Source organism: Euzebyella marina (assembly GCF_014855515.1).
GTDB lineage: Bacteria > Bacteroidota > Bacteroidia > Flavobacteriales > Flavobacteriaceae > Euzebyella > Euzebyella marina.
The window spans coordinates 645,961-663,301 of the sequence record NZ_JACYFK010000003.1; the positions used below are offsets into that span (position 1 = coordinate 645,961).

The 17,341-nt window shown below is 39.1% G+C and carries 16 protein-coding genes; all 16 read left to right on the forward strand.

What is annotated here, in order from left to right:
* Position 1: 1 nt before the first annotated feature.
* Complete coding sequence (locus tag IL356_RS15845; protein ID WP_121848484.1) at positions 2–688, forward strand: TIR domain-containing protein; 687 nt, start codon at positions 2–4, stop codon at positions 686–688.
* A gap of 63 nt (positions 689–751) precedes the next feature.
* The gene (locus tag IL356_RS15850) at positions 752–1,276 is read left to right on the forward strand and encodes a toll/interleukin-1 receptor domain-containing protein (protein ID WP_225621518.1); all 525 of its coding nucleotides are present in this window, start codon (positions 752–754) and stop codon (positions 1,274–1,276) included.
* 6 nt (positions 1,277–1,282) lie between these two features.
* Positions 1,283–2,797 (forward strand): RNA-binding domain-containing protein, encoded by a 1,515-nt coding sequence (locus IL356_RS15855; protein ID WP_162987855.1) that lies wholly within the window; start codon positions 1,283–1,285, stop codon positions 2,795–2,797.
* Positions 2,794–6,009 (forward strand): type I restriction endonuclease subunit R, encoded by a 3,216-nt coding sequence (locus IL356_RS15860; protein WP_121848486.1) that lies wholly within the window; start codon positions 2,794–2,796, stop codon positions 6,007–6,009. The genes IL356_RS15855 and IL356_RS15860 overlap by 4 nt, the downstream gene beginning before the upstream one ends.
* A complete protein-coding gene (locus tag IL356_RS15865) occupies positions 5,978–6,715 on the forward strand; it encodes a pentapeptide repeat-containing protein (RefSeq protein ID WP_121848487.1) in 738 nt (245 codons plus the stop codon). The genes IL356_RS15860 and IL356_RS15865 overlap by 32 nt, the downstream gene beginning before the upstream one ends.
* Positions 6,716–6,726: 11 nt before the next feature.
* Entirely contained in the window at positions 6,727–7,245 is a 519-nt protein-coding gene (locus IL356_RS15870; RefSeq protein ID WP_121848488.1) for a DNA-deoxyinosine glycosylase, read from the forward strand.
* Positions 7,246–7,408: 163 nt separating this feature from the next.
* Positions 7,409–8,164 carry a PDDEXK family nuclease gene (locus IL356_RS15875; protein ID WP_162987856.1) on the forward strand — a complete coding sequence of 252 codons (756 nt, stop codon included), beginning with the start codon at positions 7,409–7,411 and terminating at the stop codon, positions 8,162–8,164.
* A gap of 103 nt (positions 8,165–8,267) precedes the next feature.
* Entirely contained in the window at positions 8,268–8,801 is a 534-nt protein-coding gene (locus IL356_RS15880) for a hypothetical protein (RefSeq protein WP_121848490.1), read from the forward strand.
* Positions 8,802–8,975: 174 nt separating this feature from the next.
* On the forward strand, positions 8,976–9,410 hold the full coding sequence (locus IL356_RS15885) for a hypothetical protein (protein ID WP_121848491.1): 435 nt from the start codon (positions 8,976–8,978) through the stop codon (positions 9,408–9,410).
* 339 nt (positions 9,411–9,749) lie between these two features.
* On the forward strand, positions 9,750–9,941 hold the full coding sequence (locus tag IL356_RS15890) for a hypothetical protein (RefSeq protein ID WP_121848492.1): 192 nt from the start codon (positions 9,750–9,752) through the stop codon (positions 9,939–9,941).
* A gap of 3 nt (positions 9,942–9,944) precedes the next feature.
* The gene (locus tag IL356_RS15895) at positions 9,945–10,178 is read left to right on the forward strand and encodes a hypothetical protein (RefSeq protein WP_121848493.1); all 234 of its coding nucleotides are present in this window, start codon (positions 9,945–9,947) and stop codon (positions 10,176–10,178) included.
* Between the two features lie 38 nt (positions 10,179–10,216).
* The gene (locus tag IL356_RS15900) at positions 10,217–10,468 is read left to right on the forward strand and encodes a hypothetical protein (protein ID WP_121848494.1); all 252 of its coding nucleotides are present in this window, start codon (positions 10,217–10,219) and stop codon (positions 10,466–10,468) included.
* A gap of 231 nt (positions 10,469–10,699) precedes the next feature.
* The gene (locus tag IL356_RS15905; protein ID WP_121848495.1) at positions 10,700–10,933 is read left to right on the forward strand and encodes a hypothetical protein; all 234 of its coding nucleotides are present in this window, start codon (positions 10,700–10,702) and stop codon (positions 10,931–10,933) included.
* Between the two features lie 14 nt (positions 10,934–10,947).
* Positions 10,948–11,256 carry a hypothetical protein gene (locus IL356_RS15910; protein WP_121848496.1) on the forward strand — a complete coding sequence of 103 codons (309 nt, stop codon included), beginning with the start codon at positions 10,948–10,950 and terminating at the stop codon, positions 11,254–11,256.
* A gap of 511 nt (positions 11,257–11,767) precedes the next feature.
* Positions 11,768–17,062, forward strand: a complete 5,295-nt coding sequence (locus IL356_RS15915) for a T9SS type B sorting domain-containing protein (RefSeq protein WP_121848497.1) — start codon at positions 11,768–11,770, stop codon at positions 17,060–17,062.
* Between the two features lie 20 nt (positions 17,063–17,082).
* A partial coding sequence (locus IL356_RS15920) for a type IX secretion system membrane protein PorP/SprF (RefSeq protein WP_192466564.1) occupies positions 17,083–17,341 on the forward strand: 259 nt, incomplete at its 3' end.

Sequence of the window (17,341 nt, forward strand, 5' to 3'; positions counted from 1 at the left end):
TATGGCAAGAAAAGTATTCGTTTCATATAAATATTCTGACTCATTAGTACAAGATTTAGGCATATATCAAGATTCCTTTTTTGGTAAAATAAAAATCGCTACAACTGCAAGACATTATGTAGATGAGATTTCAGAGCATTTGACAGGTGATGACCATATTTATAAAGGTGAAAATGACGATGAAAGTATGGAGAACTTGGCAGACTCTTCTATCAGTTCAAAATTAGGAGACAAGATTTTTGATAGTAGTGTTACAGTTGTTTTAATTTCTAAAGGAATGAAGGAATCGTTTACATCCGAAAAAGACCAATGGATGCCTTGGGAAGTTTCATACTCTTTAAAAAAGCAGACAAGATTAGGTAGGTCGAGTAGTACTAATGGTGTTATAGCCGTTGTACTTCCAGATGAAAGCGGAAGTTATGAATACTATATAACACGTGATGGTGAATGTAATTGCAGGTCGTTGAATACTTCTATTCTGTTTCAAATAATACGTGATAATATTTTTAATGTAAAAGAACCAAACAGAAGAGCTTGCAATGGCGGTTGGGTTTACTCTGGCGATAGCTCCTATATTCAATCTGTAAAATGGTCCGATTTTATAGCAAATCCCACAAAATATATTGACAAAGCGATAGAGCTACGAGATAAGAAAGATGATTTTAATATTGTAAAAACTATTAGATAATCTATGAGCTTTATAACTGAATCAGAACTTAGAAACCAAAGAAGGTCATCAAAATCCTACTATATGACCTTAAATGAAAGCCTAACCAGCTTTAAAGGAGAAAGTAGTCTTTTTAAAACTAAAATTTTCCTTTCTCATAAACACGACGAAAGAGAGTATTTGGAAGGTGCTATTTCATTTTTAAAATCGTATGGTGTAGACGTTTATGTTGATTGGTTAGATGATGGGATGCCTAAAACAACATCAGGAAGGACCGCAGATAGAATAAAACAAAAAATTAAGGATAATCATAAATTTATTCTTTTAGCAACAGAGGGTGCAATAAGCTCTAAATGGTGTAATTGGGAGTTAGGTTTAGGAGATGCAGCAAAGTATATTGAACAAATTGCAATTTTACCTATTAAAAAAGATTATTCAGATTTTTCAGGTAGTGAGTATTTAGAAATATATCCTTACATCTACAAAGTTGATTATTATCAATATTTCAAGGGAACTTATAGGTCAGAAGGAACTTATGTTGTATTTCCATCGATTAATGGCAATGATAAAGTTGTGCCTATTAGTGAATGGTTGAATAATAAAAATTAAGCAGTTATGACAGAAACCAACCGCATAGAATACAAAGCACAGCTCACCAAAGATTTAGATTTGGAAAAAGAAGTGGTAGCCTTTTTAAACTACCACGAGGGCGGTTTGGTCTATATCGGTATCGATAAAAACGGCAACACCCTTGGTGTAGCAGACCTGGATGCCGATATGCTTAAAATAAAAGACCGCATTAAAAACAACATTGCTCCTTCCGCTATGGGCTTGTTTGATGTGGTAGCAGAAGGAAAAGACGGTCAGCATATCATTAAAGTCATTGTGGCCAGCGGTAGTGAAAAACCCTATTTCAAGAAAAAATACGGAATGACCGAGAAAGGTTGTTTCTTACGTGTAGGTACAGCCGCCGAACCAATGCCACAGGCAATGATTGACAAGCTTTTTGCCGGTAGGACCCGCAATTCGATAGGTAAGATAAAATCGCATCGTCAGGACCTTAATTTTGAGCAACTTTCCATTTATTATCAGGAGAAAGGCAAAACCCTGAATAGTCAATTTAAGAAAAACCTGGAACTATTTACAGAAGATGGCGATTTAAACTATGCAGCTTACCTTTTGGCAGATGTTAACAATATTTCCATTAAAGTGGCCAAATACAAAGGTTTGGACCGGGTTAACCTTGCTGAAAATAACGAGTACGGATATTGTTCCCTAATCAAGGCCACTAAGAGTGTCTTGGACAAAATGGAAGTTGAGAATACAACCTTTGCCACTATTACTTCCAAAGAAAGAATAGAGGAACGGTTATGGAACGCCGTGGCTTTGAGAGAGGCCATTTTAAATGCTCTTGTACATAACGATTATACTCGGGAGGTACCCCCTAAATTTGAGATATTCGATGACAGGATAGAGATTACTTCCGCAGGTTCCCTGCCGGAAGGGTTGAGCCAGGAAGAGTTTTTTGAGGGTGTTTCCATTCCCAGGAACAAGGAACTAATGCGTGTCTTTAAAGATGTAGAGTTAGTGGAACAATTGGGTTCTGGGATTCCTAGGATATTACAAAGTTACGGTAGGGACTGTTTTAAGTTCATGGACAATTTTACTCGGATGGTTTTTCCATCTTCAGGTAAGGCTTCACATAACCCTGCTCCTGATAGTAATTGGGATACATTACAAAAAGAATTTCATGCACTGAGAAGCAGTGATAAACCCAGTAGAGATGGATTTTTGCCTTGGGTCAAGGATAATCTGCCCACCTTGTTGCGCGAGCTTCAGGAAAGCTTCAGTATAACTTCAGGAAAGCTTCAGGAAAACTTCGGAAAAGAATTCGGAACGTCATTAAAAACGGGTAAATTAAGGCAATCCAACATAAAAACTCCTACCAGCCTAATGGTCCTATTGATATTGGCATTGGATTCCAACACTACCGCAGATGAAATTTCGGATTTAATAGGAGTTTCGGAACGTTCCATATTTACACACTTAAACAAACTAAAAAAAGCCAACTTAATTGAGCGCGTGGGAGGAAGAAAAGAGGGGCATTGGCATATCACTGATCAAGGATGAAAAAATTTACGGAAGCCAGATTAGAGGAAACATTTATAGAATTGCTGGATAATGAGGGGTATCCACATTACTTAGGCAATACCATTGAACGTGAACCGGAAGAAGTACTGATAGAAGAAGATTTAATAGCATTTCTATTGGAACGCTACAAAAACGAAGGGCTCACACTTACGGAGGCCAAATCCATTGTGTTGCAGCTAAAGACCTTGCCAGCCTCAGATTTGTACGAAACCAATAAAAAAATAATGCAATGGCTTTCCGATGGTTTTATCCTAAAACGGGAAGACCGTAACCAAAAGGATATTTGGGTTTCTTTAATCGATTATACAGGCTTGGAACGGCAAATGCAGGGCGATAATTTGGATAGTTTATCGGTTGCCGAACCTCGAGAAAAATACGGGGACAATAATATTTACAAGTTTGTAAACCAACTAGAAATCGTAGGTACGGAAAAACGTATTCCTGACGGTATAATCTACATTAATGGGATCCCGGTTGTAGTGTTCGAGTTCAAAACAGCTATCAAAGAGAATTGCACCATACATGATGCTTACGTGCAGTTAACAACCCGCTATAAAAGAGATATCCCCGAGCTTTTTAAGTACAATGCCTTTTGTGTAATCAGTGATGGGGTAAACAATAAAGCAGGTTCATTTTTTGCTTCTTATGAGTTTTACTATGCGTGGCGCAGAATAGCTGGTTTGGCCAAAGAAGTGGATGGTATTGATAGTATGTTCACCCTTATTCAAGGAATGTTGCATGAAAACAGATTAAGGGATATTATCCAAAACTTCATTTACATACCGGACACGTCCAAAAAAGATGAGAAAATAGTATGTCGTTATCCACAATACTATGCAGCAAAAGCTTTATATGATAATATCAAAAAAGCTCAAAAGCCAAAAGGGGACGGAAAAGGAGGTACCTACTTTGGCGCTACCGGTAGCGGTAAGAGTTACACCATGCTCTATCTCACAAGGTTATTAATGAAGAGTGAATATTTCGAAAACCCTACAATCGTTCTCATAACAGACCGTACCGATTTAGATGACCAACTTTCAGGACAGTTTTCCAATGCCAAAATTTATATAGGTGATAATACGATAAAAAGTGTAGAAAGCAGGTCTGAATTAAGAGAGCTGTTACAAGGCCGTGCAAGTGGTGGTGTATTTTTGACCACCATACACAAGTTTACGGAAGACATTGAGCTATTGAGCGAACGAACCAATGTAATCTGTATTTCCGATGAAGCGCATAGAAGTCAAACCAATTTGGACCAAAAGGTTAGGGTCACGGAAAAGGGAGTTAAAAAATCCTATGGATTTGCCAGGTATTTGCATGATTCGCTGCCTAATGCAACTTTTGTAGGATTTACGGGTACCCCTGTAGATGCTACTTTAGATGTATTCGGTAAAGTAGTGGACGCCTACACGATGACTGAATCTGTAAAGGATGAGATAACGGTGCGCATTGTGTATGAGGGTAGAGCTGCCAAAATAGCCTTGCAGAACAGCGAACTTGAGAAGATTGAAAAGTATTATCAAGAAGCGGAGGAAGCCGGTGCCAACGAATACCAAATTGAGGAAAGCAAAAAACAATCTGCCAATATGAACGCTATTTTGGGCGACCCGGACAGGTTAAAAGAATTGGCTGCCGATTTTGTTCAGCATTACGAAAAGCGGGTAACTGAGGGTGCAACCGTTAAGGGCAAGGCCATGTTCGTCAGCAGTTCTCGTTTTATAGCTTATGAGTTTTATAAAAACGTACTTGAGTTAAAACCGGAATGGAACGATATAAAAGTAGCTGAGGACGGTGCTGTCTTGACCGACAAGGAAAAGCGGGAAATCAAACCTATGGAACGGATTAAAATGATCATGACCCGGGGAAAAGACGACCCAAAGGAATTGTACGATATATTGGGCACAAAGGATTATCGCAAGGAACTTGACAGACAATTCAAGAACGAGAAATCCAATTTCAAGATAGCCATTGTGGTGGATATGTGGTTGACCGGTTTTGATGTCCCCTTCTTGGACACTATCTACATTGACAAGCCTATCCAACAACATAACCTGATACAGACTATTTCCCGTGTGAACCGTAAATTCAAAGGAAAAAATAAGGGCTTGGTGGTGGATTACATTGGCATCAAAAAACAAATGAACCTTGCGCTTAAAAAATACTCAGAGGGCGATAAGGATAATTTTGAGGATATACAACAATCCTTGATAGTGGTCAGAAATCACTTGGATTTACTGGCTAAATTGCTACATAAATTCGATAGCTCAAAATACTTTAATGGTACGGCACTGGAACAATTGAACACCCTGAATATGGCCGCGGAATTTGTACAGCTTACCAAGGATATGGAAACTCGTTTTATGGGCTTGGTTAAAAGATTAAAAGCAGCTTATGATATCTGTGCAGGGAGTGCGGAATTGACACAACAGGAAAGGGATTTTACACATTTCTATTTAGCTGTCCGGTCTATTGTCTTCAAACTTACCAAAGGCGATGCACCTGACACCGCCCAAATGAATGCCAAGGTAAGGGAAATGATAAAGAATGCCTTACAAAGTGATGGTGTAGATGAGATTTTTAAAATGGGAGAAGACACTGAGAAAGAGCAGGACATCTTTGATGAACACTACTTGGCTAAAATTGATAAAATAAAGCTGCCCAATACAAAGATCAAATTGTTACAACAGTTGTTGGCCAAGGCTATTGGCGAAATGAAGAAGGTCAATAAGGTGAAAGGCGTTGACTTCTCCAAGAAAATGGAATCATTGGTTCAGAAATACAATGAGCGTAAAGGTGATGTATTACAGAGTGAGGTATTGGACGATTTTGCCAAGCAAATTACAGATATGATCTGGGACGTTTACCAAGAGTTTAAAGCTGGTGATGATTTAGGGATTGATTTTGAAGAAAAAGCATTTTATGACATCCTAAAGGAACTTTGTGTAAAGTATGACTTTAGTTACCCCGAAGATAAATTAATTGAACTGGCACGCGCTGTTAAAGATTTGGTTGATGGTCAAGCAAAGTTTCCGGATTGGAACAAAAGAGAAGATATTAAATCAGCTTTAAAAGTAGGACTAATACTTCTTTTGGATGAGCACGGCTATCCACCAGTAGAAAGGGACGAAGTTTACAAGGAAATCTTTGAGCAAGCGGAAAATGTTAAGAAGTATCGCTCCGTTAAAAAATAATATTTGGATAATCCGATATTTAGCTAAATTGAAAAACCACCTTAAGAAATATGCCGATTTTGTAGAGAGCCATCCCTTAATTAGGCTATTGGACTCTATTTCCAAACTAGGAATAGTGTTTGCTGCTATATTTTGGATTTTAGAAATAGATGATCGAAAAGAGGAAAGAGAAAATTTAAGAAAGCAAAGAATATATCGTGCTTGGGAGATTATAACTTTTACAGAGTTAATGCCCAGTTCACATGCTAGAAAAAGTGCATTGGAAGATTTAGTGAAATCAAAACAAAAACTTGACGGAATCGACTTGAGGATTGCAAATTTAGATGATGCCAATTTAGCTGGAGCCTCATTTTCAAGGTCAGTATTGAACAATATCTCCTTTATTGATGCCAACCTTCAAAATGTGAATTTTGATTATTGTTTTTTGGACGAAGTTGATTTTAGCAATTCCAACTTAAAAGATGCCTCTTTTAAAGGTGCGGTTATAAAAAATTCAAGTTTCACATCAGTTAAAACTATAAATTCTTTGAACTTTTCAAAGGCGATTCTTTTAAACAATACTGGTTTAAAAGTAAAAAGCAAATTGGTAGACAGTGTTACTTTAAAGAAAATTAAAAGTATATGGGAAAAACCTAGCGATTATTTGGACGATGAGGAATTAAGAAATATTATCATAGAAATTGACTCAATTCTAGAGTTTAATTAAATAGGCTTAATATGAATCGAAAATATTGTCTTGACCCGCTAGTGGATATAGAAACAAAGTTAGTTATTCTTGGTACTATACCCGGAGAAAAATCACTTCTTAAAAAATGCTATTATGGCAATGAGAAGAACCACTTTTGGGATATCGTGTACAGAACACTTCAGCCCGAATTTAGTTGTTTTGAACTTGCGGAATCTAAGTCGATATTAGAAAGATATAAGCTACTGTTAGAAAATAAAATTGGATTGTGGGATGTAATCGAGAGTTGCGAAAGGAAAGGAAGTAGTGACAGCAAGATAAAAAATGAAAATTTAAACGACTTTACCACATTTTTTAAAAGATACCCAAACATAAAGACTGTACTGTTTAATGGCAGTAAATCTGAAAAATATTTCAGGAAGGAATATAAAGATGGGGTATTTTCCAGTATTAAATTTTATCAATTAAATTCCACAAGTAGTATGAATTCAAATAATACGTTTAAAATATTAAATGAATGGAAATGCCAAATAGAAACAATTGGCTTGTAGAATTCGGAGGTCTCAACAATAGATAATTCATCGATAGCAACTTTGGTAAACGTTAAAATTATAAGATTTGAACATCCTAATAACTATTTTCCATATGTCATACAGGCACCCATTCAATCGGAACGATTGAATTATTAGATTAATGGTCAAAACAGAGCGTATAATGAATTTAGCAGCATTTAAAGTGTGGTTGGACGAAGAAAATGGGAGTGATTATCGAACAATACAGAGCCGAATCTCAAATTGTAGGACTGTCGAAAATCACGAAGGCGATTTAGACGAGCATTATGCTAAAGACAATGGGCTTTCTCTGTTGGAAAGATTGAGTTATTCAACGGAAGACCAAAGAAATGACCTCCCGGCAAACCATAAAATTCCAATAAATGGCAATTTAAGAACCGGGTCAGCAACTCTGAAACAAGCTGTAAAACTATATATGGCTTATAAAAGTTCGAACTTTGAACCTGATGAAAGTTCAAATAAGTCATTTGACTTAAAGCAATCCCTCGAAGAAGAAATTGACAACATAGAAACCTGGACTAACTTCAGTTACGAAAAGGACTTGAAAAACTCCATGGTTTCCCAAATAAATGAGCTGTTTCCCGACTACAAGATATTTGGGGAAAATAATCAAGGAGTTGAATATCTTATTGGTGGAAAAAGAATTGACATACTTCTGGAGAAGCTAAATGGGGAGCTATTAGTAATTGAGCTAAAATCTGGAATTGCTAACTACAAAGTTTTCGGACAAATATCAATGTACATTGGATTACTAATGGACAAATTTCCCGACCGAAAAATCCAGGGAATGATAATTGCCGGCGAGATGGATGTCACTTTGAAAAATGCAATTCGAACATCAGATAAAATTGAACTGAAAACATACAAGATGAAACTTGAATTAAATAGCGAGAAATAGAGTATAACATTTTATAGCCGATGATGAAGTCTTCATATCCTTTTCATTTAAATTAAGGCAACAAACTCATTTGTCAATTAAGTAAACCGCAAAGTTACAGCCAATGAAATCAACCAAAATAATTGCCATTCTAATACTAGCTTTTTCATCTTGCTCTGATCAAAATACCGAGATAAATGAATTACAGGAACAGGAGAAAGAAATAGACGAACTTATTATCGGAACGTGGCATGTTTATAACATTTCAGTATTAGATAAAAACAGGAAAGAGTTAGAGCTACCAGGCTACTTATCTATTGAATGTGATGCAATAACGAAATATAAATTTCTACGAAACGGAGAGTTCATAATGGAAGACCTAACAACATGGCATGAAAAGTATAACCAAGAAAATCAAATTATTGGAGGCACATGTGACAAGGATGATGAAGGAGGAGGGTTTGATAGCGGTAACTGGTATATTGACTTTGACGAAAATGGAGAAAAAATTTTAGATATAAATTGGGTCTACAAAAGTTTGGCAGAAGATGGTACCTTGTGGCAACCTGAATTTTTGTCTCAGGATACTTTTTTAATCTCTGATTTTGATACAGACGATGAAAAGTATTATTTGACGTATTATGAACGTATACCGTAGCTTAGCTTAAATTTCATATTTTATTTTTCTTAGATTTCAATAATTTCATTGAGATATCAAAGGACCATTGCAAAAATTTAAATAGAGTTGAAGGCTTCCCTGTTTTTGTGGCCTTCCCTTTTTTTACAAGTGATAATTAATAGATTGTAACTTAGGATAAAGTTCAAATAAAAAATGGAGAGGATTGAGAAAAGAGCTGTTGAGAAAGGAAGGTCTCAAAAACCTATAAGTTCACACGATTGCGAACATTCTAAATACGGTATTCTGGAAGAAACGTTTTCAGGTAAAAAAACCGGTAAGTATCTCTGTTCTAACTGCTACCAGTATTATGATGATAAATACTATGCTGTTGTGCAAATGGAATGCAAAAAACCGATGGTTCTAGTTTTCAAATGCAATAAGTTTGATTTAATACTGGAGAAATTGAGTCAAGCAATAGAGCGTAAAGTAGGCAGTACTGTTATAAATATATCTCTCAATCCAAAAGAATTCAAGGAAGATTGGGAGTGGTCAGGTTTTCATTTTAAAGCCACCACATTGGTTGGAGGGGAAAAAGAGGAAGGATACAATATGTTCATTTCAAGAATTGATTCTCCCATTATAGAGTAGAGGGCCATAATAATATTGATAAACAATGGGCGATAAAATTACCTCATTTGACAATTGTATGAGAGCGCTGTGAGCCCTAACGGGATTATTTCATCAATAATTTCAGGCCATCTAATGGTAGAATTTTTATTGGTTAGAATAGTTGAAATAAAGAGTCCTAAATTATTAAAATTCGCTGAGGAACTAAATCATTTTAAGCTTATAAAATTGGTTAAGAGTATGAATTTGATTTCAGATGTGCAAGCCGACGTTCTTTAAAGGATTAACAAGCTCAGGAATAAATTTGCTCACAACCTTGCTTTTGAACCGACAGTTGCGGAATTAAAACATTTATTCATTTTGGCCAAGCAGAATTTCAACGATATGACAGATGGGCTTATACAAGGAATTGGAGAATTGGATTTCGTAAACTCACTTCATGTATGTGAGGACTATATCTTTTCAAATTTATTCATTCAAATATCATACGACTTACATGATATTTATCAAGATCAAGGAGGCGATATGGAAGAGTTTTTAAAGTATAAATAAACGATGGCAGAATTGACAATTAAAGGGAATTTCGTTCCGAATCAAAGACCAGAAAGAGTTCAGGATTTTTTAATAATGGCTGAGGAAAGTCAGGAATTTATAGCTGCCCCAGGCAAACTTACATGCACTTATGTCCCCTCTCTTAGACAACACCAAATAGATGAGAACACAACAGGAATATCAGAACAACGTTTACGTCAAATTTTTGACAATGATGAGCTTAATTTCTTGGTATGAAATTATACTGCAGCTAAAATGAAAAGTCTAAATTAACGATGAATCTAGCCGAGCTATATAATGAGCTAAAAGCTTTAGAAATTGATGATTCCCAAATTTATTTGCATGGTTTATATGGAAGTAAAGATGATAACGATAAATTGGCTTTATTAATCAAGAAGGGAAAGCACAGACCTGTTTGGGAAATATATTATAAAGAAAGAGGTCAGATTGGTTCTGTACGTAAATTTTTTGATGAAGATAGTGCCTGTCAATATTACCTAAAAGAGCAAAGTTCAAATAAACGATAGTGGATGGTTTCTTATCCGATTGTGTACAATGTAAAGGAAGGAAAGTTGCGGCCTTCGGTCGGATTTGACCGGACGAGACCCAGATGACCGATAATTAGTCGATTTACTTACTGCATTTAGTTTTTTTGTAATTTGGTGAAGATATAAAGCTTTAGTAATTAGTTTATTAAGTAAGGTCCTACATCTATAGAGGTTATAAATGAACAGGTAGATACCAGAGTACCAACGACCATGGAAAATAAACTAAAAAAGAAACTTCACGAGGCCATAGAAGAAACGCTCAAAATATCGAATAGGCCGCTGCGTCCGAGTGAAATATCCGACATGATCAATACTCTCTCACTTTACGAACGAATCGACGGACATGCAGTCACAAGTGGCCAAATTTTGGCCAGGGTCAACAATTATTCAAGACTGTTCGATGTCAATGACAATCAGATTTACCTGAAGCATTGGGAAAAGTGATCTATTAAAGAACAATGAGCAGTTTCGATTCACAAATTCGAAGGAACCTGATGGGCAAGCGCCTTGAGAAAGAAGGAAGAATATTGGAGGCCAAAGCTCTATATGAAGGTAACATTTCCGAAGGTTTTGAAGGTAGCTTTCCGTATAGAAGACTAGCCATCCTGTACAGGAAAGGCAAATTCATTGATGAAGAGATCAGGGTCCTAGATAAAGCTGTGTCAGTCTTTCATAACCTCGCAGGTAGCGGAAGAGAGGACGTTCAACCGAAGCTAAATGATTTCAGGGAACGTCTTGAAAAAGCAAAATCGCTTAAGTCTAGATAAACGATGAAATCCCTCGCTTAATTTTAATCGGGTAATGTGGAACTTATTTATGGTATCATCTGATTACGGTAAAACAAAAATTTAACAGTTATCCATTCACTATCCGAAATTATCGAATTGATAAAATGAGTTTCGATTTAAAATATTGAAAATCAGTTTTTTTGATGTTTAATATCCAATACTAAGACTTATCCGGCAAAATTTTTAATTGTGGGAATTATCGTAAAATGATTTTTCTTACAATTAAAGTGTAAGGATTGCAATAACAAAGGTTCTCTGCCGTTTTTATCAGACACGTTTGTAGCAAGGTATTAATCGCTTGCAACTAAGGTGAGTAGACTAGCGGAATGTAGGTAATCTTTCATTGGTTCCACGCTTTAACTCCGCATTGCGAACACCATTAATTAAGGTTTTCAATGAAGCTATTTAAAAAAGTCCAACAAGTTGGAACAGGATGACCTATGCCAAAATATAAGATTAAATATATGACTGACTCATTACCCAAAAAACCATGACAAAATTAACCCAATTATTTAGACCTATAGTTCTCTTGCTCTCTCTTGGAACTATTTACGCCCAAAACGATATAACCGTTTCCGGCGACAATCAGCCAAATGCGATTGAAGCGACCACCGCGACCATTGTAGCCCCGAATTTGAATATTGAAGCGGGGTCGAATATCACCGATTTTACAGTTTCCATTACCAACTCATTCACACCATCCGATCAATTGGGTTACAATGGCGGGTTACCAGCCGGTATATCGACTGCTGGTTGGAACAGTAACACCAGATCTATTGTATTTAAGGGGACTTTGTCGCCATCGGAATGGCAGGCATTTCTTAGGAATGTTACGATAACATCCGGTCCAATATGTTCCCCGGAATCCAGAAAGATTTCATTTGTGGCCGGGGAAACATTCTATAATCCCTTGAACGGGCATTTTTATCGTGTTACTCCAAATCCGTCCAGCTGGACAGATGCCAAAACCTTGGCCTCTTCTACTTCATACTATGGAAGGGAAGGTTACTTGGTAACGTTGACGGATGCAGCTGAAAATACTTTTGTGACCAGATTGATAGGTCAAGATTCATGGATGGGAGCGTCAGATGATCATGACCAAATCAATCAAGCTTTAGGTTATAATGAGTTCGCTAATACAAATGCTTCAGAAGGTCAATTTTTTTGGGTAACAGGACCGGAAAAAGGTACCCAGCTGACCACCGCTAACGCGGGAACAGGGGGCAATGAAATTTCGGGCGTATATCAAAATTGGAGAAGCGGTGAACCGAATGATTATAATAATGGGAACCCTGGGGAGTCTTTTGGTCATGTTTATTCAAGTGCAGGAGATTGGAACGATTTTCCCAACACCTCTTCGATTTTTGGTATCATGGAATTTGGTGATATGCCCTATGATCAAACCAGTGCCACACCATTTTTCACGAAAAATATCAACATAAATGGTGCTCCAGGAGGTACGATTACCGGTGGAGAGGTTTCCGTTTGTTATGGTTCCAATTCAACCACGCTTACCCTTATTGGACTTAATGGTACAGTAGTGCGTTGGGAAAGCTCCGACAATAACTTTATCGATACCCCAATGATCATCAACAACACTTCCACCTCATTGGTAGTTAACAATATTTCCCGAACCACTTACTATAGGGCAATTGTTAATACAAATGCCCCAACTAACTGTAACAACTTAACCACCTCAAGTACACCTATAAACGTGTCGGAAGCTGAGGCTGGAAATGTATTCGCCCAAAACACCACGATTTGTGCCGGCTCAAATGTTGAACTCTTTGTTTCAGGTCAGCAGGGTGAAGTCCAAAAGTGGCAACGTTCCAGCGATAATACAAACTGGACTGATATTGCCCATACACAAACTACACTTGATGAAGTCATTGCTGGTACAGGAACTTATTTTTACAGGGTTGTTACCGAAATAGACAACTGTGGTTTTACGGATATTTCCCCATCAAAGGAAATTACCGTAGTATCCGGTACGGCTCCCGAAGGAGGAGAGGTTAGTTCAGCGGTGCACGGTTCCACCACCAATAGCGGTACGTTGACGTTGACAGGTTACACAGGGACCATTACCAAATGGCAGCGTTCGACCGATGAGGGCATTATTTGGTCAGATATCTCGAATACCTCAAACACCTATAGTTACAGTAACGTAGCAAATATTACAATGTATAGAGCAGTACTGACCAATGGCAGTTGCGGTATAGCCTATAGTGATTCGGGATCTGTAACTATTGCCCCAACCAATAATCCCCCAACGGTGACGTCCACCTCAATCACATCAGCAACAGCGGAATCACTTTATTACTACGACATCAAGGCTTCAGATGCTGATAACGATGTAATTACTTGGATGGCAAACAACGTCCCTACTTGGTTGACCTTTACCAGTGGCACGTTGCAAACCAGTTTCGTAGGTACTGGTGCAACGCCAAGCAATATGGGGGATGGTGTAAATCAATCGCCAGATGGTACCAGTGCCTCCGCCACAGTCATTCGAACAGGTACTGCCGCCTATGGTGATAATAAATTGTTTTTCACAGATACCGAAGAGTATGGGATTCGCTATGTTGATGAGAGCGGAAATGTGCAAACTTGGTATCAGGGTGATGGGACTTATACAAATCTAAATCCATTAGGAATCGCCTATGATGTGGTCAATAATGCAGTGTATGTTGGAGACTACGCCAAATCGGACATCGTTAAAATTGATAACATGGGTACTCGAACCCTTCTGTCAGATTTACCGGAACCGTTCATCCTTAGATTGCTAGTGAATTCTAGCGGTTCAAAACTTTATGCGTCGGCACGGGGAGGAATATATGAAATTGACCTTGCCAACAATAACCCCGCTACGAATTGGACAAGAGTCGTCGGCACAGGAACAATGGGTTATAGCGACACAGGGACTGCGTCAACCTCACAAGTTTCTCAACCGCACGGAATGGCGTTTGATAATGCTGGGCGTCTGGTCTTTACCGACCGATTCAATGACATCATCAGGAGGGTTAATTTATCGACGGACACCATTGAAACCATAGCTGGTACACAAGGTGCCGGATCGGAAGCTGGTGATGGCGGACCTGCAGTCAATGCGACTTTTGCCGACCCATCGGGATTAGCCATTAATGAACATGACGAAATTTTCATTTCCGAGAGATTAAGCAAAAGGATAAGAAAAATCGATATCAACGGTAATATTAATACATTTTTTACAGTTTCTTCCGGCGGTTTTGCCGATGACCTCGTAATATCAGATACGGGTGAGTTATATTTATTGACAACCGCACTTATTGCTCAGGTAGCAACTAAGGCTGAATTAAGCGGTACGCCAACCAACGCTGATGCAGGGGTCCATGATGTAGAACTTACCCTCAGTGATGGAAAGGTCAATGTACCTTATAATTTCCAAATCACGGTTCAAGCGATTAACATTGCTCCTACCGATATAGCTCTAAATAATAATAGCATCAATCAAAGTGCAACGGGTTTGGACTCCACGGTTGGTACATTATCCACCATCGATGCAGATTCTGGCGATTCTCACACCTACTCACTCATAGCGGGCACAGGTGATACCGACAATGCGAGTTTTAATATCAATGGTACTACCCTAAGAACCAATAGTACTTTAGCGGCGGGCAACTACAACATCAGAATCAACACCAATGATGGTACGGATGACTTTACCAAGGAATTTACCGTTTCGGTTAATGATGATATTGCACCTGAAGGCTACACAGTGTCTATCGATCAAGACCCGGTAGTGAGTTCAAATCAATCTTCTATCAGTTTTACCTTTGCCAGTGCCGAAGTAGGAGCCACCTATAATTATACATTTAGTAGCGATGGCGGGGGAACTGATGTAACAGGCTCAGGCACAATAACAACTTCGACCGATAAGATTTCTAATATCGACCTAGGCGCTCTTGGCGATGGTACTATTAGTCTTTCGGTTACTTTGACCGATGCGAACAACAACGTAGGTACAGCTGCCACTGATTTGGCGGAAAAAGACACCATTGCTCCCGTAGGATATACCGTAAGCATTGATCAAGCCTCGATAAATCCATCCAACGAAACTTCGGTCTCTTTTACTTTGGCAAGTGCTGAGTTGGGCTCTACCTATAATTATACCTTCAGTAGTGACGGTGGCGTTAGCGATATTACCGGCGCGGGTACTATCTCATCAACAGAGGAACAAATTTCAGGAATTGACCTTAGCGGACTTAATGACGGCACTATTACATTGACGGTCGCTTTGACCGACGACAAGGGCAATGCCGGCATAGCTACCACAGATACGGTTCATAAAGATACAACCGCACCGGTAGGTTACACTGTAGCTTTCGATCAGGCTTCTTTGGACGTATCCAACGAATCATCTGCCTCTTTTACATTTACAGGTGCAGAAATTGGCGCCAATTACCAATATTCTTTTAGTAGTGAAGGTGGGGGAACCAATGTTACGGGTACGGGTACAATTACGTCTTCAACCGATCAGATTTCAGATATCGATTTAAGTGTTCTTGGCGATGGTATGGTTACCCTAACAGTTTCTTTAACTGATAACGATGGCAACACGGGAATCAATGCTAATCATGTTGTAAATAAGGATACCGACACGGACGATGATGGGGTCAGGGATGATTCGGATAACTGCCCTGATTCAGCTAATACAGACCAGTCGGACACTGATAATGACGGGGAAGGAAATGTATGTGATATAGATGATGATAATGATGGAACACCGGATTCAGAGGACGCTTTCCCATTGGACAAAAACGAAGATACCGATACGGACGGTGATGGAACCGGGGACAATGAGGACACCGATGACGATGGGGATGGAACCCCGGATACGGAAGATGACTTTCCTTTGGACGGGAATGAAGATACCGACACCGATGGTGATGGTACAGGTGACAACACCGATACCGATGACGACGGGGATGGAACCCCGGATACGGAGGACGATTTTCCCTTGGACGGGAATGAGGATACCGACACCGATGGGGACGGTACTGGAGATAATTCCGATGAGGATGATGACAACGATGGGTATCCCGACGATGTAGACGACCTGCCCCATAACCCAAATGAGTATTCCGATATTGATGGCGATGGCATTGGTGACAATGAGGATACCGACGATGACAACGACGGTGAAGAGGATGTCGATACCGATGGTGATGGTCTTGGGGACAATGTGGACGAGGATGACGATAATGATGGAGTGGTGGACGGCTCGGACGATTTTCCACTGGACGAAACAGAGCAAAAAGATACCGACAGTGATGGTACCGGTGACAATGCCGATACCGATGACGATGGAGATGGGTATACTGACCAACAGGAAAACGAGTCGGGAACGGATAGTACCGACCCGATAGACACCCCGGCCGATAATGACAATGACGGTATTCCCGACAATAGGGACGACGACGATGACAATGACGGGGTTCCTGACAGTGAGGATTATTTCCCACAGGATAATGAACCGGTACTGGTTCCGGCGGAGGCCTTCACGCCCAATAACGATGGTCTTAACGATTCATGGATGGTGCCCGGCATCGAAAACTATCCCAACAATGTCGTAAGGATCTACAACCGTTACGGTCATGAAGTATTTGCCCAAAATAGCTATCGAAACGATTGGCAGGGTTTCTTTAAGAATAAGAACGAGAAACTGCCCTCCGGATCTTATCTCTACATAATCGACCTCGGCAATGGTGAAGCTCCGTTGAGAGGTTGGATATTCATCAACTATTAACCTAATCAAGCCAAAAAAAAATGAAAACAATAGTAATAACAATATTTAGCGTGCTTCTGGCGGCCCTAGGCCTTTATGCCCAACAAGACCCGCAGTACTCGTTCTATCGCTATAACATGAACGTAGTGAACCCTGCCTATGCCGGTAGTAATGACGGCCTGGAATTTGCCTTGGGCCTTCGAAGCCAATGGGCAGGGGTAGAAGGCGCTCCGGAAAGCCAAAGTGCTATTTTCGGTACATCGTTGGGAAAAAATGTAGGCCTAGGAGTGTCGGTACTTA

What these genes read in the sequence shown, in the direction of transcription:
- IL356_RS15870 (WP_121848488.1), top strand. Translation starts at nt 6,727, where the DNA reads ATGAATCGAAAATATTGTCTTGACCCGCTAGTGGATATAGAAACAAAG.
- IL356_RS15885 (WP_121848491.1), top strand. Translation starts at nt 8,976, where the DNA reads ATGGAGAGGATTGAGAAAAGAGCTGTTGAGAAAGGAAGGTCTCAAAAA.
- IL356_RS15850 (WP_225621518.1), top strand. Translation starts at nt 752, where the DNA reads ATGACCTTAAATGAAAGCCTAACCAGCTTTAAAGGAGAAAGTAGTCTT.
- IL356_RS15895 (WP_121848493.1), top strand. Translation starts at nt 9,945, where the DNA reads ATGGCAGAATTGACAATTAAAGGGAATTTCGTTCCGAATCAAAGACCA.
- IL356_RS15860 (WP_121848486.1), top strand. Translation starts at nt 2,794, where the DNA reads ATGAAAAAATTTACGGAAGCCAGATTAGAGGAAACATTTATAGAATTG.
- IL356_RS15845 (WP_121848484.1), top strand. Translation starts at nt 2, where the DNA reads ATGGCAAGAAAAGTATTCGTTTCATATAAATATTCTGACTCATTAGTA.
- IL356_RS15905 (WP_121848495.1), top strand. Translation starts at nt 10,700, where the DNA reads ATGGAAAATAAACTAAAAAAGAAACTTCACGAGGCCATAGAAGAAACG.
- IL356_RS15910 (WP_121848496.1), top strand. Translation starts at nt 10,948, where the DNA reads ATGAGCAGTTTCGATTCACAAATTCGAAGGAACCTGATGGGCAAGCGC.
- IL356_RS15855 (WP_162987855.1), top strand. Translation starts at nt 1,283, where the DNA reads ATGACAGAAACCAACCGCATAGAATACAAAGCACAGCTCACCAAAGAT.
- IL356_RS15900 (WP_121848494.1), top strand. Translation starts at nt 10,217, where the DNA reads ATGAATCTAGCCGAGCTATATAATGAGCTAAAAGCTTTAGAAATTGAT.
- IL356_RS15875 (WP_162987856.1), top strand. Translation starts at nt 7,409, where the DNA reads ATGAATTTAGCAGCATTTAAAGTGTGGTTGGACGAAGAAAATGGGAGT.
- IL356_RS15915 (WP_121848497.1), top strand. Translation starts at nt 11,768, where the DNA reads ATGACAAAATTAACCCAATTATTTAGACCTATAGTTCTCTTGCTCTCT.
- IL356_RS15880 (WP_121848490.1), top strand. Translation starts at nt 8,268, where the DNA reads ATGAAATCAACCAAAATAATTGCCATTCTAATACTAGCTTTTTCATCT.
- IL356_RS15865 (WP_121848487.1), top strand. Translation starts at nt 5,978, where the DNA reads ATGTTAAGAAGTATCGCTCCGTTAAAAAATAATATTTGGATAATCCGA.